The sequence below is a fragment of the Rhodococcus spelaei genome (assembly GCF_006704125.1).
Lineage (GTDB): Bacteria > Actinomycetota > Actinomycetes > Mycobacteriales > Mycobacteriaceae > Rhodococcus_G > Rhodococcus_G spelaei.
Window position 1 is genome coordinate 144,158 of record NZ_VIGH01000006.1, and the last position, 18,171, is coordinate 162,328.

16 protein-coding genes and 1 pseudogene are annotated in these 18,171 nt (G+C 68.4%); 6 read left to right on the plus strand and 11 right to left on the minus strand.

Annotated elements, in window-relative coordinates; genetic code table 11:
- A complete protein-coding gene (locus FK531_RS14535; RefSeq protein WP_435531055.1) occupies positions 1-930 on the minus strand; it encodes an alpha/beta hydrolase in 930 nt (309 codons plus the stop codon).
- A 417-nt stretch (positions 931-1,347) separates the two neighbouring features.
- On the opposite strand from FK531_RS14535, the gene FK531_RS14540 reads away from it, so the two are divergent.
- A complete protein-coding gene (locus tag FK531_RS14540; RefSeq protein ID WP_142100502.1) occupies positions 1,348-1,779 on the plus strand; it encodes an ATP-binding protein in 432 nt (143 codons plus the stop codon).
- Entirely contained in the window at positions 1,779-2,573 is a 795-nt protein-coding gene (locus FK531_RS14545; protein WP_142100504.1) for a SigB/SigF/SigG family RNA polymerase sigma factor, read from the plus strand. Before FK531_RS14540 ends, FK531_RS14545 begins: the two co-directional genes overlap by 1 nt.
- Positions 2,574-2,879: 306 nt before the next feature.
- On the opposite strand, the gene FK531_RS14555 is transcribed toward FK531_RS14545, so the two are convergent.
- From FK531_RS14555 to FK531_RS14575, 5 genes are all read right to left on the minus strand, one after another.
- The gene (locus tag FK531_RS14555; RefSeq protein ID WP_142100508.1) at positions 2,880-3,428 is read right to left on the minus strand and encodes a DUF2231 domain-containing protein; all 549 of its coding nucleotides are present in this window, start codon (positions 3,426-3,428) and stop codon (positions 2,880-2,882) included.
- Positions 3,429-3,473: 45 nt separating this feature from the next.
- Positions 3,474-4,526 carry a tyrosine-type recombinase/integrase gene (locus tag FK531_RS14560; protein WP_142100510.1) on the minus strand — a complete coding sequence of 351 codons (1,053 nt, stop codon included), beginning with the start codon at positions 4,524-4,526 and terminating at the stop codon, positions 3,474-3,476.
- A 54-nt stretch (positions 4,527-4,580) separates the two neighbouring features.
- On the minus strand, positions 4,581-5,210 hold the full coding sequence (locus FK531_RS14565) for a DUF998 domain-containing protein (protein ID WP_181762965.1): 630 nt from the start codon (positions 5,208-5,210) through the stop codon (positions 4,581-4,583).
- A 78-nt stretch (positions 5,211-5,288) separates the two neighbouring features.
- Complete coding sequence (locus FK531_RS14570) at positions 5,289-5,930, minus strand: RES family NAD+ phosphorylase (protein ID WP_181762966.1); 642 nt, start codon at positions 5,928-5,930, stop codon at positions 5,289-5,291.
- Entirely contained in the window at positions 5,927-6,433 is a 507-nt protein-coding gene (locus FK531_RS14575) for a hypothetical protein (protein WP_142100512.1), read from the minus strand. Before FK531_RS14575 ends, FK531_RS14570 begins: the two co-directional genes overlap by 4 nt.
- A 366-nt stretch (positions 6,434-6,799) precedes the next feature.
- On the opposite strand from FK531_RS14575, the gene FK531_RS14580 reads away from it, so the two are divergent.
- A complete protein-coding gene (locus FK531_RS14580) occupies positions 6,800-7,558 on the plus strand; it encodes an alpha/beta hydrolase family protein (RefSeq protein WP_142100513.1) in 759 nt (252 codons plus the stop codon).
- A 60-nt stretch (positions 7,559-7,618) separates the two neighbouring features.
- On the opposite strand, the gene helR is transcribed toward FK531_RS14580, so the two are convergent.
- Positions 7,619-9,793 (minus strand): RNA polymerase recycling motor ATPase HelR, encoded by a 2,175-nt coding sequence (gene helR / locus FK531_RS14585; RefSeq protein ID WP_142100514.1) that lies wholly within the window; start codon positions 9,791-9,793, stop codon positions 7,619-7,621.
- 369 nt (positions 9,794-10,162) lie between these two features.
- Between helR and FK531_RS14595 the strand changes: the two genes are divergently transcribed.
- Entirely contained in the window at positions 10,163-10,954 is a 792-nt protein-coding gene (locus tag FK531_RS14595; protein ID WP_246098163.1) for a helix-turn-helix transcriptional regulator, read from the plus strand.
- A gap of 40 nt (positions 10,955-10,994) precedes the next feature.
- On the plus strand, positions 10,995-11,651 hold the full coding sequence (locus FK531_RS14600; protein ID WP_142100518.1) for a TMEM175 family protein: 657 nt from the start codon (positions 10,995-10,997) through the stop codon (positions 11,649-11,651).
- A 271-nt stretch (positions 11,652-11,922) separates the two neighbouring features.
- On the opposite strand, the gene FK531_RS22815 is transcribed toward FK531_RS14600, so the two are convergent.
- Positions 11,923-12,459, minus strand: a complete 537-nt coding sequence (locus tag FK531_RS22815; RefSeq protein ID WP_253037038.1) for a cation:proton antiporter — start codon at positions 12,457-12,459, stop codon at positions 11,923-11,925.
- A 172-nt stretch (positions 12,460-12,631) separates the two neighbouring features.
- Positions 12,632-14,032, minus strand: a pseudogene (locus FK531_RS23000) (cation:proton antiporter domain-containing protein); the annotation flags it as partial.
- A gap of 1,143 nt (positions 14,033-15,175) precedes the next feature.
- Here FK531_RS23000 and FK531_RS14615 point away from each other — a divergent pair.
- Positions 15,176-16,015 carry a ZIP family metal transporter gene (locus tag FK531_RS14615; RefSeq protein WP_142100520.1) on the plus strand — a complete coding sequence of 280 codons (840 nt, stop codon included), beginning with the start codon at positions 15,176-15,178 and terminating at the stop codon, positions 16,013-16,015.
- A gap of 21 nt (positions 16,016-16,036) precedes the next feature.
- On the opposite strand, the gene FK531_RS14620 is transcribed toward FK531_RS14615, so the two are convergent.
- Both FK531_RS14620 and FK531_RS14625 read right to left on the minus strand, forming a co-directional pair.
- The gene (locus FK531_RS14620) at positions 16,037-16,846 is read right to left on the minus strand and encodes a polysaccharide deacetylase family protein (protein WP_142100521.1); all 810 of its coding nucleotides are present in this window, start codon (positions 16,844-16,846) and stop codon (positions 16,037-16,039) included.
- Positions 16,847-16,848: 2 nt separating this feature from the next.
- Complete coding sequence (locus tag FK531_RS14625; protein ID WP_181762967.1) at positions 16,849-18,165, minus strand: hypothetical protein; 1,317 nt, start codon at positions 18,163-18,165, stop codon at positions 16,849-16,851.
- Between the last annotated feature and the right edge of the window lie 6 nt (positions 18,166-18,171).

Below are 18,171 nucleotides of genomic sequence, written 5' to 3' on the forward strand. Positions count from 1 at the left end.
TCACGCACCGATCGCGGCGGCCATCATCGGCCACGAGTCGTGCAGGCTGTCCTGCCAGTACGGCCACGCGTGGGTTCCGACGGGTGCGAGATTGGCGACGACCGGGATGTTCAGGGCGTGCAGGCGGTCGACCAGCGGGCGCGTGCACTGCCCGATCACTGCTTCCATGACGCCGCCGACGGCGACACGGTCGAGCATGGTCCCGACGTTCCCGTCGATCCCCGGTGAGGTGAGCCCCTCGTGCGGTCCGGGCAGTCCGGTGCCTGCGGAGATGTAGACCTGCGTGCCGCGCAGGCGCTCGGCCTGCAGGCTCGGATCGTGGTCCGCCCAGGCTGGATCGCCGGGCGGACCCCACATGTTCGCGGCAGTGCCACCGAACAGCGCGAGTTGAGACGAGACGTAGGCCTGACCCAGCGGGTCGCCGGTTCGGGCACACCCGCTGAAGGACCCGACGGCGCGATACACGCCCGGCGCATGGATCGCGAGGTCCAAGACCGACGTCGCGGACATCGACACGCCGGCGATCGCGTTGCGCCCGGTCATGCCGAATGCCGCGTCGAGAATCGGCGGGAGTTCCCGCGTGAGGAACGTCGCCCACTTGTTGCGTCCGAGAACGGGATCGTCGCGTTCCCAATCGGTGTAGTAGCTCGCCCGACCCGCCATCGGGACGACCACGTTGACGTTCTTGTCCGCGAAGAACGACGCAACGTCGCTCCGGCCGGTCCACGCGCCCCCGTTCTCGCCGCCGTCGACGCCGTTCAGGAGGTAGAGCGCGGGTGCACTCGCATCGGGATGCGACACCCATAGGGGGATCGGGCGATTCATGGCCGCCGAGTAGACGGTGACGTCGAACTGGCGGCCACCGAGGGGCTTGACGGACAGAATGCCCGATCCGGCGGTCGCGGCGAACACGGGTGCGGCCGGTTCCATTCGGGTCGCCGACGCGACCGCGGGTGTGGACCCCAGCAGACACGCGGCGATAGAGACGAGGACGGCGAGGCGTGCACACCTCAGACAGCTCGTCGTGGGTCCGGCATCCTGCCGGTCGGGCGTGCCGTGTTCTCGGGTGGGCGTCATGCGGTTGCCTCCGTGTGATGTCCTCCGCGTCTTCGCCACTCTCGATTCTGGTCCCGATGGTCATCCGGCCGCCAGGGTTCGGCGAAGTCCGTTCCTACCGGCCGTGTGGTCGCCAGACGGGGGTTTGACACCGTGCCGATTGGGGTAACTCGACGGATGCGTGGGCCGCAGACGATTACTGATCCGGCGAACGGAGATTCGAGCTGTCGCGGGCCTGGGTAAGTTGACGACACGGTTCACGCCCGCGATCCACTACGCGATGGAGTGTCGATGACAGAGGTCGGAAGCGTGGGACCCGGAGCCACGGAACTGGGTGCCGCCGTCGAAGTGCGCGTCACGGCCGAGTTGGCGCAGCTGCCGGTGCTGCGTGCCATGGCCGAAACCATCACGGTCCTCAACGAGTTCAACCTCGACGAGATCTCCGATGTCACGCTCGCGGTGGATCAGGTCTGCTCGGACCTGATCGGTGACACCGTCGAGGGAGCGGAGCTGACCTGCCGCTTCCAGCTCGCCGGCGACGAGTTGTGCGTGGGGATCTCGTCGATCATCCGCAGCGACAGAGGGCCCGACCAGCACGGCTTCGGCTGGCACGTACTGCGGAGCCTCACCGACTCGATCGCGGTGACACGGGCACCGTTGGACACGTCGAAGGGCGGACATCCCACCACCGTCGAGTTCTCGAAGCTCAGGGGCGGCGTGTAGTGCAGTTCAGCCCCGCCGCGCCCGATCGGCGCGCGAACTCCTCGCCGGACGACTACAACGATGTGGCCGGGCTGTTCGAACGAGTCGCGGAGCTCGGTGCGGACGACGGTCTGTCGGTGCGCGAGGAGATCGTCACGCGGTGCCTGCCGCTCGCCGAGCACATCGCCCGCCGCTTCTGCGGAAGGGGCGAGCCGTACGACGACCTGGTGCAGGTCGCGAGGCTCGGGCTGGTCAACGCGGTGGACCGGTTCGACGTCGCCCGCGGATCGGACTTCGTGTCCTTCGCGGTGCCGACGATCATGGGCGAGGTCCGCAGGCACTTCCGCGATACGGGTTGGGCGATGCGGGTACCCCGCCGGATGAAGGAACTGCACCTGCGGATCGCGAAGGCCGTGGGAGTGCTGTCCCAGCGGCTCGGGCGGGCACCGACGGCGAGCGAGATCGCCGCCGAGATGGGAATCGCCGTCGACGAGGTGTCGGAGGGTCTGATCGCGGGGAGCGCCTACCAGACGATATCCATCGACGCTGCGGTGGGCGACCGGGAGTACGAGGTGCCGCTCGCGGAGACGCTCGGCGTCGAGGACGACGCACTGGCGACGGTCGAGGAGTTCACCGCGGTCGGTCCGGCCCTGGCCCGGCTGCCCGAGCGTGAGCGCACCATCCTGGTGCTGCGGTTCTACGGCTCCATGACCCAGACCCAGATCGCCGAACGTCTCGGCATCTCACAGATGCACGTCTCGCGAATCCTGTCCAGGACGTTGCGTCGCCTGCGTGACGAGCTGAGCGCGGACTGAGGGCGGACCCGGGTGTGGCGCGGGCGATCTAGTGTCGGTCGAGTTGCGGCAGGATGGTCTCGCGCGCGAGCAGAAGCAACGAGGCGGCGACCGGAATTGCGAGCAGGGCACAGGCAGGTTGCTCAGGACGTATCCGCCGACCTTGGCGAAGATCTCGTCGCCGATCAGGATGGTGCGTTCCGACCCGACGCGAAACGACCGACTGGGCCGCCGGCCTGTTCAGGCTCATGCGTGGAGGATGCCCGCGCATCGGGAGTTGAAACGTTCGATGCTCAACCGCACGGAGTTGCGCAGGAGGCTCGTCCGTCAGCCGACGTCGACGTCGTCCCGCACGGCGGCCTGGGGAACTGTGGCCGAGGCGTCTGCACTGAACGCGATGTGACCGCCGAGCGCGCCTGCGGCGCCGGCCGCGCCGAGCCCGAGCACACTCAGTGCGCTGGCACGGAACCCGGGTGCAGCCTTCCGTCGCCGGTACGACGCGAGCATCAGCACCACCGCGACGGTGTTCCCCGCAGCGTGGATCAGACCGGCCCGACGCTGGGGTGCATCACGCAGCGACCAGTCGGCCCATCCGGTCGCGAGGGCGGGCGGCACGGCGATCAACCCGAAGCCGATCATCCGGCGGGCCGCGAGGTGGTCGCGGAACACGATGTCGAGCACCAGGGAACTCGTCCACGCACCGAGTGGCACGGCGACCATCGCCGGATGCACCGGATGTCCCAGCCACGAGCCGCGCAGAAGCCCCGCGGCCGGACGGTCGTCGAGTCCACGGAGAACACGGGTGCGCAGTGCGTCGCTGACGGGATCGAGGGCGGTCACCGACTCGGCGCGCCCCAGCACGTCTCGAATACTCATGAACGCGGCGTACCCGGACTGGCGCGGGGCCAAACCTTGCGCGCTCTACTCGTGTGAGCCCGCGTCACGCGATGCGGCGCTGCGCCCGACCAGTTCGTATGCGGGATTGAGTGCCGCCGCACCGCGGACCGCCGTTCCCGCCCCGGTGGTGTAGCGCTGCGTGGTGTTCATCGACTCGTGGCCGAGCATCCGCATCAGCGTGTAGACGCTGACGTTCTGGTCTGCCATCGCGGTGGCGAACGTGTGCCGGAGTTGGTGCACGAGGGCGCCCTTCGCGCGGTCGCCGTTGATGCCGGCGCGGCGGTAGGCGCGTTCGACGCGGTACTGCAGCGTACCGCGGGTGATCCGCTGGCCGTCCCGGCCCACGAACATCGGGTCGCTCGCCCGGAACCGGTCCCACGGACCCGCGCCGGTCGACGACCGCCTGCGGACCGTGTCCGGGAAGCGTTCCGAACGGCTGGCCAGGTAGTCCCCGAGCACGTCCACGACCACCGGTTCGACGGTGACCACCCGTTCCTTGTTGCCCTTGCCGTGCACGTGAATGACCTTGGCGGACCCGGCGCCGTCGCTGGCGTCGTCGCGCAGGTCGCCGAGATCGACGGCGATCAACTCCGCCGCCCGCATCCCGGTCAACAGTCCGGTGAGGATCACCGCGAAGTCGCGTTCCGCCCAGGCACGGGTGCCGCCCTCGTCCGGTGACTGCAGCGTCGTGATGAGACGTTCGACCGAGTCCGCGCGGAAGGCCTTCGGGAGGGTCTTCGGGACCTTCGGGCGGAGCACCGACGACATCGGGTTCGCGACAATCGCGTCGGCGGTGAACAGGAACTCGCACAGCATGTTCCAGGTGGACCAGCAGCGCCGGATGGACGCCGCCTGGTGGCTTCGGGCGTAATCCGCGAACGCCGCCCGCATCGACCCCTTGCCGATCACCTCGACCGTCAACTCGGCCAGCGCGACCCCTGCGGCGCGGGCGAGCGGATCGGCGATCGACCGGTAGTCCTGCCGATACGCCTTGAGGGTGTTGGGTGAGGGCTTGGCGGTACTGCGATGAACGAGGAATTCCTCGAACCAGGGCGCGAGCCGATGATGTCCGGGCATCCGCTCATCTTGTCGGATCGGTACGACAGATCGACGTCGGCAGTGGGGGGACGATCAGACCGCGGCGCGGCGAACTGCGAGCACTACGAGAAACGGCCAACTCGACTCGATGCTCGTGCAGATCCGTTCGGACAGACCGAAGTTGGCGCCGCCCTGCGCCTCGATGAGCAGCCACACCGTCATCACCACGAAGACGAGGGTGGCGATCGTGCACATCCGCACGCTCAGCAACGAGGGCCAGCGGTGCGCACGCGAGCCCACGAATGCCGGCCACAGTGCGAGGGTGATGGCACCGAGGACGGCGAGGGCGACGTGCGCGGGTATGGACCCGACTTCCGGTTGGGGGATCATCGCCATCGCGATGCCGGCCAGACCCGACGCGGCGAGAACGATCCGGGCGGCCGGTCGTATCCCGTACAGGCCTGCGGCAGTGAGCAGGTGGCACAGACCCACCGCGATCAGGGCGGTCGTCATCACCCACTGGTCGGTCGCAGCGTCGCCGGAGAGCACGCTGATCGACTGCCGGACCGGACTGTAGGTGGGCGGCTGCCTGCTGCCCGCGGCCACCCAGCCGCCGATCAGCAGCAACGGAGCCGCCGCCGAGGAGATCGGCGTCCACCAGGCCGCGCCGGCGCGGGCGACGCCCGCTGCCTCGTGGTCGGTTGTGCGCGCAATGGCCTCCACCCGACCATGGTCGTGCATGCCCGGGGGTAGTCGGGCAGATTCGGGCGAATCGATGCGGATCCGAAGCTCGAGCAGCCGCTACAGCGAGTGGGGGATGGCGAGTACGGCGATGCCCGAGGTCACGCGTAGCTCCTCGAAAACATCTCCGCGGGCGGAGAGTTTGTCGGTGCGGGCGACGACGTAGTCGCTGGAGGAGGTGGTGGAGCGGGTGCGGTCGCCGCCGCCGTCGAACAGGGCGACGCACGCGTGGTCGTGGGTGAGGTCGTGGCGCGCCCAGTACCGGACGCCGTCGTAGCCGGCAGCATCGAGCGCCGCGGCCCACAGCTGGGTGAGGTGGTAGTCGACAGTCGTGAAGATCTCGGCGGTGACGCCGAACTGCACAGCCAGGTTCGACGTCAGGTCCGCGACTCGTCGGTCGGCGGCAAGTTCCAGGCGCGAGATCGCGCGCCCGACCAGCTCGGTGCTGGGAATGACCCGGATGCCGCCCCAGGTTTCGAGCAGGGTGACCTGTTCCGACTCCGCGGCGTAGCAGGTGCCCCGCGGGTCGGCGAGGTCGAACCGCCCGTGCCCACGGCTGCCGAACCACCACGGCGCGAACGAGGCGCCGTGCGTTCGATGCAGCGGCGAGCCGGGCGGGATCACGGTGGTGGGGAAGCGGTTTCGAAGCTGATCCGGGGGAGGGGGAGGCGAGAGGTGTTGCGTGGCGCGGGGTGCGCTCACGCGGCCACTCGATCGGAGGCCTGGCGCGCGAGTTCGAGTACGGTCGGTCCGTCGCTGTCGAGTAGCGCCTGGCGCGGGGTGCGGCCGCCGAGTTCTGGTTGCTCGCTCATCAGCCACGACGCGACGGTCCAGCCGCGGGGGTCGGCGTGCGACCACACTCGCAGGACGTCCTTGAGTCCGGGGAGCGGCCTTGCGGGGGAGTTGTCGTCGAATCCGGCGACCGAGTAGCCGGCCGACCCGTCCTCGGCGACGAGGCGAAGCACGCGGTGCTCGCGGACCGCCTGGCTCAGCGCCTGCTTCGTCCAGCCGGTCACCTCGAGGGTTTGCTTGTGCGTGAGGATCGGCCCGATGTGGTTCTCCCAGGCGCGTCGCGCCTTGAGGCCGGAGAGCACGTCGCGGATCCGGTGCTCGACGTACTGGACGTCCGCGGAGTTCAGTTCGGTCTCGTCGATACCGCTGGCGGCGAGTTCCGCTGCCATGACCTCGGTCAGTGGGCTGCTCATGCCCCCATCCTCTCTGGTCAAGTAGGTCAAGTCAAGCGTGTCAAGTAAGAGTGGTCCGGCGGACCGGTCTGGGCGCCCAAACTCATCGCGGACGGTCATCGTCGCGACGGCCGCCACCGGCGAACCCCACCCCCTGAACGCCGGCCGCTGGAACGCGTGAGCCGAACACTCGGTCCGTCGACAGGAAAATGGTTGGGCAGCACGATGTTCGGGCTGATAGTCTCCCGGGGTCCGTGACACACGCGAGGAGGTGAGACCCGTGAACGCAGTATCCATTGGGTGCTCCCCCTCTTCTTCACGGTTCGGCGACTGACGTAGGTGTCGCCGGGAGCGCCTCACCACGGCAATCCCGAAAGGCAACAACCTATGCATTTCACAGCTGAGACATCGTCGAACGGTGTCATCGAACGCAACTTCACTCTGGGCGAGATCACCGGTGTGCTCTGGTCGGCCGCATCCGGCACCGACGGTGCACCCCTGATCCTCATGGGCCACAGTGGCGGCATGCACAAGAGGGCGCCGGGAATCCTGTCCCGGGTCCACCACTACGTGACCACGTGCGGGTTCACGGTGGCCGCGATCGACGCGCCGGGGCACGGTGACCGGCCACGAAACGAGCAGGACCAGCAGTGGGTCGCCGCTCTCCAGCAGGCTCGAGTAGCTGGAGAGCCGATCGGTCCGATCGTGGTCGAGTACAACTCCTCCCTCGCGGAGCGTGCCGTGCCGGAATGGCAGGCCACCCTGGACGCCCTCCAGGCATTGCCCGAGATCGGCGCCGGCACGCCGATCGGCTACGGCGGCATGACGTTGGGTGCCGCAACCGGTCTGTTGCTGACGTCGGTCGAACCCCGGATCACCGCGGCGGCGTTCGGCGGGGTGCTGGTGTACGAGGCCCTGATCGAGGCGGCGAGACGGATCACCATCCCGGTCGAGTTCCTCGTTCCGTGGGACGACGAGGTAATCGGCCGCGACGGAGGTTTGGCGTTGTTCGACGCCTGCGCGTCCGAGGAGAAGGCGTTGCACGCCTACCCGGGCAGGCACCACCAGGTACCCGGTTTCGAGGTCGACACTTCGGCCCGGTTCTTCGCACGACACCTCTCTCGAGCCACCGTGACGCCCGGCTGACGTGACAGGGGTATCGGCGTCCGGCGCATCCGCCGGGCGCCGATACCGCTTCGCTTCTCGTCAGGCCGGATGGCGATCGGCGGGCCTCGTGAGGATCACGAGGCGCTGGGTTGCCCGGGTCATGGCCACATAGCGGTCCACCGCCCCTTCGATGCCCTCGCCGAACGTGTCCGGATCGACGAGGACGACCAGATCGAACTCGAGCCCCTTCGCCAGCTCCGGGGTCAGCCACCGGACACGTGGGCCCTCCCGGAACATCCCGTCTTCTGCGACACCAGTCCCGATGACGCAGGCGATCCCCTCGACATTCTCGGAGAGCCAGGTGTCGACGACCGTCCCCAGCTCCGACATGGTTCCGTGGACGACGGGAACGCCGCTACTCCGGATGGAGGTCGGCACGTTGGCGTCCGGGAGCGCGGCACGGATCACCGGCTCGGCCTCCGCCATGACCTCTTCCGGGGTCCGGTAGTTGATGCTCAGACAGGCCTGGCTGATGCGGTCGAACCCGACACCTTCGAGCCGTTCCTGCCAGGACGCCGTGAACCCGTGCCGGGCCTGGGCACGGTCCCCGACGATGGTGAAACTCCGGGACGGGCAGCGCAACAGCAGCATCTGCCACTCCGCATCGGTCAACTCCTGCGCCTCGTCCACGACGATGTGCGCGAACGGGCCGGCCAGGAGGTCCGGGTCCGTGCGGGGCAGCGCGTCCTCGTCGACCAGCATCTCCTGCAGGTCCTGCTGTCGGAGCTGCGTCATCAAGCCTTCCCCGTCGGCGTAGGTGTCGGACGCGATCAGGTCGTCGACGACCCTGGACCGCTGCTCGCGTTTGGCGGCGACGGCGGCCTGGTGGCGACGCCGCCGCCGCGCTGCCCCCGGGTCGCCGAGGCGCTGCCGCGCGGCGTCCAGCAGCGGCAGGTCGGACACCGTCCAGCGCTGCGCGTCCGGGCGCTGCAGCGTGCGAACCTCGTCCGGGCTGAGCCAGGGCGCGCACCGACGCAGGTAGGCGGGTACCGACCACAGGTCTGCGACGAGGTCGGCGGCTTCGATCATTGTCCATGCGTTGTCGAGGGCCAGCCGCAGTTCATCGTTCCGTGCCAACGACTTCCGCACCTCCGCGGCAGGTGCGTCGCCGTCATGCTTGTCGATCAGGATCGTGATCAGCAGCTCCCAGATCTGTTCGCGTGCCTCGTTGTGTGGGGTGCCGGGCTCGGGTGCCTGGAACGCTTCGGCCCAGTCCTCCGCGCTCAGCCAGATGTCGGACCAGTCGGTTCCGACCGTCATACCCGTGGTGGGCGGCTCCTCGTAGAACTTGACGGCCGCCTCGATCGCCCTCACCATCCGCGTGGACGACTTCAGGCGCGCGACGGCCGGGTCGGATTCGGTTGTCGCGGCGGCACCCTCGGCGACGAGATCGCGCAGGGTGCAGAGCTGGGCGCTCTCCTCGCCGAGGCTGGGCAGGACGTCGGCGACGTAGGCCAGGTAGGGCTCGTGCGGACCGACGAACAGCACACCGTGCCGAAGTCGGGGGTCGGAGTACAGCAGGTACGCGGCCCGGTGCAGCGCGACGACGGTCTTGCCCGTGCCCGGCCCGCCGTCGACGACGAGAGCACCACGGGACCCCGCGCGGACGATTGCGTCCTGGTCGGCCGCGATGGTGCCGAGAACGTCGCGCATCCGCGGCGACCGGTTGCTGCCGAGGCTGGCGATGAAGGCGGACTGGTCGTCGAGCGCGGCGTCGTTCTCCAACCCGTCCCGGGTGAAGACCTCGTCCCAGTAGTCGCTGATCCGGTCGCGGGCCCACCGATACCTGCGGCGGCGTGACAGCCCCATCGGATTGCCGTGTGTCGCACCGAAGAACGGCTCGGCGGCGGGGGAGCGCCAGTCGATCAGCAGCTGACTACCCGCGTCGTCCATCAGGCCGAGGCGTCCGATGTACACGGGCTCCGCGCTGGCTCCGACGATGTGTCCGAGGCACAGGTCCAGACCGAAGCGACGCCGGGCGCGCAGCTCGGCGCTCAGCTGGTGGACCAGCAGGTCTCGCTCCAGCACCTCTTGACCCAAGCGGGCGGGCACCTTGCGCGCGGAGTCGAGGCGGCGGGACAGGTCCGCGATGGAACGCTCGAGGCTCTCGGCGATCGCTGAGAAGTGCTGCTCGTCTTCGGCGATCAGCGTCGGGTCGGCTTTTGCGGCGAGGCGGTCGGGAAGGTTGAACGCACTGGTACCCAGAGAGGTCACGTGAGCGGCTCCGATCTGATGCGACAAACAGCGCTGGCAAGGCCGTGACTCCTGTTTCTGCAGGTTCTGGCCTTGGCCGGCAATTCTGCGGCATGACCGGGGCCTTGCCGCAAGCCCCCCGTTGCGCTATATGTTGAAAGTGGAAGGGATGGTTCACCCCCTTCTCGCCCTCCAGCGCTGGTCAGTCGCCGGTGGCCACATCGAGGATCCACGTGACGCCGTAGCGGTCGGTCAGCATCCCGAAGGCAGGTGTCCACTGGGCCGGGCCGAGCTCGCTACGAGATTCGAGCCACCAAAGGTCCCGACGGGGGATATCGACTCCAGGCCGGATCCTCGACCCCGCCGATGTATTTCGACGACGATCAGGTCGTGTCCATCGCGATCGCGCTCGGATCGGCGTCCGGGACCGGCGCCGGTATCGCCGAGGCTGCGGCCCGCGCATTGGCGACTGTGCGCCGAGTGCTTCCCACCCGGCTGCGCGCAAGAGTCGATGCGGTGGAACTCACCGCGGTCGAGCGCACCGACGGCCCAGCAGGCTTGCAAGCGAGCCCGGATGTCCTGCTTGCGATCGGCGCGGCCATTCGCGCGCACGAGGAACTCCGCTTCGACTACGACACCGACGGCCGACCAGGGGTGCACGATCGGCCGCCACGACAGGTCCAGCCGCACCACCTGGTGCCCTGGTCCGGCCGCTGGTACCTGGTCGCCTGGGTGCCAGGGAAAGAGCAGTGGCGCACCTACCGTGCCGATCGCATCACCCCGAGAGTCCCGACCGGCCCTCGATTCACGCCACGCACCGTGCCGGGCGCAGATGTCGGCGCGTTCCTCTCGGCCCGGTTCAACGGTGCCGACGACACCTCCTCGGAGTGGCCGTGCGCGGGGGAGATGATCCTGCACGCACCAATTGCAGCCGTGGCACCGTTCGCCCGCGACGGCGTAGCGGAACCCCTGGACGCACAGCGAACTCGCCTGCGACTCGGCTCCTGGAGCTGGCCCGCTCTGGCTGCGTCGCTCGCGCAGTTCGATGCCGAGATAGACGTCCTCGGACCGACAGAACTCGTCGACGCCTTCGCGCAACTGTCCGCCCGCGCCGCCCGCACCGCACAGGCGCGACCGCCCGAAGAAGTGGCAAGCGGAGAGGTCGACGCTGCCATGCGGTGACTTGCCTGGCGTGTGGTCGTCGACTGTGGCCTAATGCCTTATGGGCAGCGACAATCAGCGCACCCGATTGCCGGCGCAGACGTACGGCACTGGCAGGGTCGAGGCGTTCTCGGACGGCGTGATCGCGGTCGCCATCACCTTGCTGGTGCTGGACCTGCGGGTTCCGGAGCCCATCGCAGGCGTCAGCCTCGCGCACAGTCTCGGTGAGCTGTGGCCCAACTACCTGGCCTACGTCATCTCATTCCTGGCTATCGGCATCATGTGGATCAACCATCACTCGATGATGAAGCGTCTGATGGCCGTGGATCATTCGGCCCTGGTGTTGAATCTGCTGCTCCTGCTGTGCATAGTGGCGTTGCCGTTCACCACGGCACTGTTCTCGACCTACCTGAACGACCGGTCCGGGGCGCACTTGGCCGCCGTGATCTACGCAGGGTCGTTCCTGGTGACGTCAGTGGTATTCGTGGCGTTGCAGTGGCTGCTGGTGGTGCGTCGCCCGTATCTGCTGAGCGAGCCGCTCACGCCGGTCCAGCGACGGTCGATCCTGCTCCGCGGCGCGGTCGCCGTCCCGGCGTATCTGCTCGCAGCCCTCGCGGGTCTGCTGACGCCGTACCTGACCCTGGCAGTCTGCATCGGCCTCGGCATTTTCTACTTTGTGCCCTTGGGTCCTCGGTTCGCCTCCGCTGCGGGGCGCTGAGCCCTCCTGGCGGCGGACACGACCGGGCGGGCCCACATGCGGGGGAGTGCCCGTATGTCCCCGTCAACCATGTCGATACAGGGAGGCTCACCGTCACCGGTCGGAGTGGATGAGGGAAAGTGTGCTGGTAGCAGGCAGCTTTCGGGAGTGGGTGAGGATTCCGCGCTGACGACGCGCCAAGATACTGTCATAACGCGGGTTATCGGCAATCGAATGGAATGTCGCGGTTCCCCACCGGAGTCTCAAACAGCCGAGATGAGGGAGGGGTCCGTCAGTGGGCGGGCCGATCACCCAGCGATTCGAGGCGGGTCTCCTCGAGGTCGAGCATGCGTGCGGCGGCGCTGAACGTCTGGGAGCTGTATCGGCCGTGCGAGCGGGCGTCGAGGAGGGCGTCGCGTTCGGCGGCGATCGCGACCAGCCGCAGTCGTATGTACTCTTCGCGGCGCTCGTCGTGTTCGGGATCGGGGGAGACGGGGCGACCTTCGCGCTTGCCGATCAGACTGTCGTTTCGGACTCGCGCGAGGACGTCCGGCTCGGTGCCGGTGCCGGATTCGGTGATGGCGTCCTCGGCGGCGGCGGTGAGTTCGGTCAGGAGATTGCCGTACTCGGTGCGCAGTCGGGCCCGGTCGTCGCCGGGCACCTTCACCCAGCGGATCACCACCGGCAGCGTCAGCCCCTGCAGCAGCAGGGTGGTGACGGCGACGACGAACGCGATCAGAATCAGCTCGGCCCGGTACGGGGTGTCGTGGGGGAGCGTCTGGGCGGCGGCGAGGGTGATCGCGCCGCGCATGCCGGACCATGCGAGCACGACGCCTCCGCGCCAACCGAGGGTTTCGTTGAGCAGGAAGTCGATGTCGGCGCTGGTGCGGTGGACTCGCCGCTCGAGAGGGCAGTCCGGCGTCCTGGACCTCGTCCAGGAGGTGCTCGAGGCTCAGGCCCATGATCAGGAAGATCACCGACTCGAGCAGGAACGCGATGGTGCGCCAGTTCATCTCCTCGCCGATGCGGTCCTGGGCACGCAGGTAGCGGGGGCTCAGGTGTCCGGTGACCACCACGGTGAGCACACCGGAGGCGCCGAATTCCTCGGCGGGCACGAACGCGGCGAAGGGGACGAAGAACGAGATCGCCGTGTTGAGGACCGTGTCGTTGATCCAGCCGCGCACGCGGACATTGACGACGCCGACGACGACGCCGATCAGGGTCGCCACGATGACCGAGAACACGAAGTCGCCGGCGACGTGCCACAGCGACACCGCGCCGGCCATCGCGGCGATCGCGGAACGCAGCAGCACGAGGGCCGACGCGTCGTTGACGAGGCCCTCGCCTTCGAGCGCCGTCAGCAAGCGGGAGGGCAGGCCGAGCTTGCGTCCGACGGAAGTCGCCGCGACGGCGTCGGTGGGGCTGATCACCGCGCCGAGCGCGAACGCCGTCGCCCACCCGAGGTCGGGGATGAGCAGGTGGAACAGCACGCCTGCGCCGGCGGTGGTGGCCAGCACGAGCAGCGCCGCGAGACCGCTGATCGCCTTGAATTTCCGCCGGAAGTCCTGGGCGGGCATCGTCACTGCGAGAAGGCCGCCACGGCAACAATGCTGACGACGCCGACGATGGCGATCAAGGTCAGGTCCATGCGGACCATTGTCGCCGCAGTGCTCCGTCGCGGAGGGAGAGGGACGGGGTGGTCTGCGGCTCCTGTGCAGTGCTACTGGCTCAGTCGAGATCCGACGGCAGGCCGGCGTCGTAGAGGGAGAGGACATCGGTCGTGCTCCGCAGGGCGTCGACGACGACTCGGGCCGGTGTGACGTGCCGCGTCGGATAGTCGATCTCTCCGAGCCTCGGATCGGCGGTCCAGGCGAGTCGTTCCTCGCCGAGCGAGAACTCGGCGGAGATGTCCTCCCGGTTGCCGCGCGGATCCTGCCGATGCCAGGCGCCCTGCAGAAGACCGCGACGAGCCCGTGCAGGACATGCCCGTCGCCGTGGGCGAGTCGCTGGTAGCACAGCGCCGTCGGGATGCCCTGGCCACGCAGGAGGGCGGCAAGCAGGTGGGACTTCGCATAGCAGAGACCGACTCGCTGTTCGAGGACATCGGACGCGCGCAGCGTCACCCGGGGATCCTGCGCGTCGTACGAATGCGCAACCTCGTCCCGGACCCATTCGTAGGCCCGGCGTGCGACGTCGATGTCGTCGACGGACTGCGATGCGAGTACGCCGCCGAGTGCTCGCACACCAGGGTGATCGATTTCGACGAACTCGTCTCCGAGGAGATACGACGAAGGATCGAGCGCAGACACGGCGGATGCAGTCACCCGGACACCCTTTGTGCTGCCGCGACGTCGTCGTGATCGGCGGTCTGAGTGGGGAAGGGGGTGTCGATGAGGGCGCACCTGTCCGTCGAGGGGAGTGAGATGTCGATCCCGGTCCGTGGTCGGAGTGGTCGGGGGGGTGTTACGCGCTGTGGTGAACAGGTTCCGAAGATGCGAAGGAGTGGGAAGTCGAATACTGTTGTAGGACTGTCTATTTCATGGATAATCGCAATTATCCATGAAAGTCCGATCGGGGTCCGTGTGGGCGATCCGGGGAGTGCGGAATCTCGTGGATCCGCCGAAGTCCGGTCAATCCGGTCGGCGGGCGCCGAATTGGCATTGGCGTCGAATCCCGATGCGTGCGTGGCGACATTCGACTGGCACGCACGCGCTGTCCTGATGCCGGCGTGGTTCGGTACGCACCGCCACTCAGCAGGGGCGGTGTCTGCGCAGGGTGCCTCGCCGCGGCCGAACCGCATGCGTGACTTGTGGTCTCGCAGATCTCGGGGTCCCGCGTCGCATCCAGTCCGGGGACACCCATTGCCACGTGAAATGACATAATGTCGATTATCGGTACCTTCTTCAACTCGGTGGTTACCTGACCGGCGTGCCATTCGATTCGGTCTGTACCCCACTGATGCCAGCTCGGACGAACTGATGGGCCGATGCGTCGCGCTCGCCCGGCACGGCTCGGATGCAGTCGCCCGCGGCCGACTGTCGATGTGCGCCGCCCGTCCGGACGCACGTGCTCTTGTCGCGTGAAATCCCTTCCGGTCGAACCGGATTCGCGGTCCCCTCAGGTCCCGGCGCTCCGGGTCGAAACGTCACTGTGACGATTTGACGCATGCGCGGCGGAGTGTGAGGCGTCGCCTCTGGGCGTCGTCGGCCGGATCCGTCCGACGGCCCTGCCGCGGTCGCTGGATCCTGCGACCGCGGCCGCTTCCTGTCGGGTGTCCGCGAGCCCGACAGGAAGCGACCGGGCGTCTACCGCCTCCCCGTCCGTTGCGAATTGCCGGATCGCCGAATCCGATTCGCAGTCCCCCGGCGTTCCGCTGCCCGCACCCAATACGTCACTGTGACGGTTTATCGGGTGTGTTCCCGGCGGCCGGTGCGTCGTCCCTTCGATCCGTCAACGACCCTCGACACTCCGCTCCGTGTCGGGCTAGCCTTACCTAATAATCGAGGCTTGGTGGGGCAGCACCAATCGACTGGAGGCGGTCGAGAATGAGTTCAACCAGTATCGCGCTGCTCGGTGCAATCGCGGGATTCACGATCTTCCTCGGACTGCCGGTCGGTCGGCTCCGGTCGCCCGCGCCCCGGCTCCGCGCGCTCCTCAACGCGCTCGCCATCGGCATCCTGATCTTCCTGCTCTGGGACGTACTCAGTCACGCCTGGGAACCGATCGACACGTCCCTGGGCGCGCACGACTACGGTCCGGCGATCGGCAACGGCCTTGTCTTCGTCGGCTGCTTCGGGCTGGGATTGCTCGGTCTCGTCTACTTCGACCGCAGGGTCGCGCATCGCGTCGCTGCCGCTGCCGGTCAACGCAGGGACGGTCCGGGCGCGGCCTCGATCACCGAGTACCCCGCCGGCGCCGCAGTCCGATCCCGGTTCGCCGCCCTGTCGATGATGATCGCCGTCGGCATCGGACTGCACAACTTCGCGGAAGGCCTGGCCATCGGGACCTCAGCGGCCAGCGGCGAGCTCCAACTCGCCATCCTGTTGATCATCGGGTTCGGGCTGCACAACGCGACCGAGGGCTTCGGTATCGTGGCGCCGCTCGCCGCGGCGGGCACGAGACCGTCGTGGGGCCGGCTGGGGTTGCTCGGTCTGATCGCCGGCGGTCCGACCTTCCTGGGCACCGTCGTCGGCGAGCACGTCACCAACAGCACCCTCTCGATCGGCTTCCTCACCCTGGCCGCCGGTTCGATCCTGTACGTCGTCATCGAACTGCTCGCCGTGGCGCGCGCGAGCGGCATGAAGGAGCTGGTCACCTGGGGCATCCTGCTCGGCGTGATTCTGGGGTTCCTCACCGACGCCGTGGTCACCGCCGCCGGAGCCTGACCGCACCGCGGGTCGGAGCCGCTACGAGTAGACGTCGGACAGTGTGACGGTACGCAGGCTCCGGCTGTTGACGATGTCCACGAGCCGCGGGAACGTGCGCGGGACGACGCGCTGGTTGGCGTGACACAGCACGATTGCCTGCGGCTGGAACGACTGCTTCGCGGCGGCGACGACGTCGGCTTCGGTGACGATCCGCGAGTCGCCGATGGTGCCGTTCCACAGCGTGACGGTGCGGTAGCCGAGGTCTGCGGCGACGCGGTCGGTCATCGCGTTGTGCCGACCGTACGGCGGGCGGAAGAAGGGAGTTCCGCTCACCCCGTACACGTTTCGCAGGAAGTCCGCATTGCGGTTGATCTGGTCGGCGAGGGCGGCCGCCGACAGCGTGGTGATGTCCGGATGCGACCAGGTGTGGTTTCCCAGCACGACCTGACCGGACTCGACCATCGGCCGCAAGGCCGGCGCGTTGTCGGTCCAGGACCGGTTGACCCCGTTCGGGAAGAAGGTGATTCGAAAGCCGGTGTCGCGGCAGAGCTGGGCGTACGCGGCGACCACGTCGGAGGTGGTGCCGTCGTCGACGGTCAGGGCGAGCAGGTTGCCGTCGCCGGGTAGCTGGGTGATCACCCCTGACGGCGCCGGCACGCGTGGGAGCAGCGGCGGCATGGACGGCACGGGCAGTCCAGGAATTGTCGGCAACGGTGGCAGTGGCGGCAACGGTGGCAGGGTGAATCCGGGGTCGACGATCGGCAGCGGATCGGCAGTGGCCGTCCCGATGCCACCGACGAGGGCGAGAACTCCGACGCCGACGAGTTGCAACAGGGTGCGCCGATCCATGGCTACCGCCCTCCCGAATCGAAGCATGCGCGGTACCCGCCACTCTCGAAGGTCGCTGTCGAGCAGTACGTCGCCTCCGGGTAGTACGCACCCATGGAGGTCGCGGGATCGCTGTGCTGGTCCTGCGAGGCCTGGACCGACTGCGGATAGAACTGTGCGCTCGGCAGCATGTGCCGCAGGAACAGCACCTTCTTCGCCACCGTCGTGGAACCCCACGGCAGCACGGTCACCGTCGGATCCGCTGTGGCCCTCGCAGGTAGGTCGGCGGGAGCGGCGACCACGTACGTGTAGTCCCCCGCCGCGTCGAGGCGGGTCTGGAAGTCGGCCGCGCACGCGACCACCGGATAGGGCGAGACCTGATCGTTCTGGCACATCGACCAGTACCGCACCTGCGCGGCAGGTTCGGTCGGTGGCGCCCCGGCGCGGGTGTCCGGGAACGTCGGCGCGTGGCCGCGGACCACGACGATCCGGCCCGGCTGGTACGTCAGGCCGGCGCCGAGGTACTTGTTGTCTCCGTTGGGGAACAGGCCGGACGTGCTGGCCGGATTGACGAACGTGGCCTCGGGCACGTTGCCGGGGAACGCGCCGGCCGCGGCGCCCGCGATCACGCTGTCGAAGCCGGTGGTGAGGGCCTGCTTCACCGGGCCGTTCGGGGCGGCGGCCGGGTCGAACGGTCCGGCACAGGTCGGGACGGTAGCGCGGACCGCGCCGTTACCTCGCACGAGCGTGACCTGCGGTAGCGGCACTCCCCCGGGCGCCGAGTTCGGGTCGTCGGGCACGTACACCCGAATGATCAGGAAACCCAACGGTGTGGACTGGCCCGCGGCCGGCAGGCCGCGGATCTGGTTGGCGGCGTGGTCCGCGGCGCCGGGCACCACCGTCGCGTGCCAGTATCCGGGTGCGCCCGGTGTCGCGCTCGCGGCGGCAAACGGGTTGGCGCTGCCCGGATCCGGCGCGATCTGGTTGTCGCGGAGGGTGTCGACGGTGTCGAAGTTGGTGCCGTAGGTGTTCAGCGACATGTACCGCGCGTGCGGATACTGGCCGGTGAGCTCGATCCTCTCGCCGGCCCCGAGTGCGTACGGCAGCACCCAGTAGGTCGCGTTCGCGTCCGGGAACGCGACGTTGAGCACGGTGTTGTTCGACATGAACTGCCAGGCGCAGCCGGCCTCGGTGGGCGCCTGAGCCCGCTCGGTCGCGGCGGCGGGGATCGCGCCGGCCGTTCCGGACAGTAACGCGGCAACGACGAGCGCCGCGGCTCTGAGCCGAGCCCGCGGAGTTGTCCGACCGCACCTTCGCAGCAATGCACTGGACACCGACATTTCGCA

Coding starts and splice junctions, on each gene's coding strand:
- FK531_RS14535 (WP_435531055.1), bottom strand. CDS start 930: ATGGAACCGGCCGCACCCGTGTTCGCCGCGACCGCCGGATCGGGCATT.
- FK531_RS14540 (WP_142100502.1), top strand. CDS start 1,348: ATGACAGAGGTCGGAAGCGTGGGACCCGGAGCCACGGAACTGGGTGCC.
- FK531_RS14555 (WP_142100508.1), bottom strand. CDS start 3,428: ATGAGTATTCGAGACGTGCTGGGGCGCGCCGAGTCGGTGACCGCCCTC.
- FK531_RS14560 (WP_142100510.1), bottom strand. CDS start 4,526: ATGCCCGGACATCATCGGCTCGCGCCCTGGTTCGAGGAATTCCTCGTT.
- FK531_RS14575 (WP_142100512.1), bottom strand. CDS start 6,433: ATGAGCAGCCCACTGACCGAGGTCATGGCAGCGGAACTCGCCGCCAGC.
- FK531_RS14580 (WP_142100513.1), top strand. CDS start 6,800: ATGCATTTCACAGCTGAGACATCGTCGAACGGTGTCATCGAACGCAAC.
- FK531_RS14600 (WP_142100518.1), top strand. CDS start 10,995: ATGGGCAGCGACAATCAGCGCACCCGATTGCCGGCGCAGACGTACGGC.
- FK531_RS14615 (WP_142100520.1), top strand. CDS start 15,176: ATGAGTTCAACCAGTATCGCGCTGCTCGGTGCAATCGCGGGATTCACG.
- FK531_RS14620 (WP_142100521.1), bottom strand. CDS start 16,846: ATGGATCGGCGCACCCTGTTGCAACTCGTCGGCGTCGGAGTTCTCGCC.
- FK531_RS14625 (WP_181762967.1), bottom strand. CDS start 18,165: ATGTCGGTGTCCAGTGCATTGCTGCGAAGGTGCGGTCGGACAACTCCG.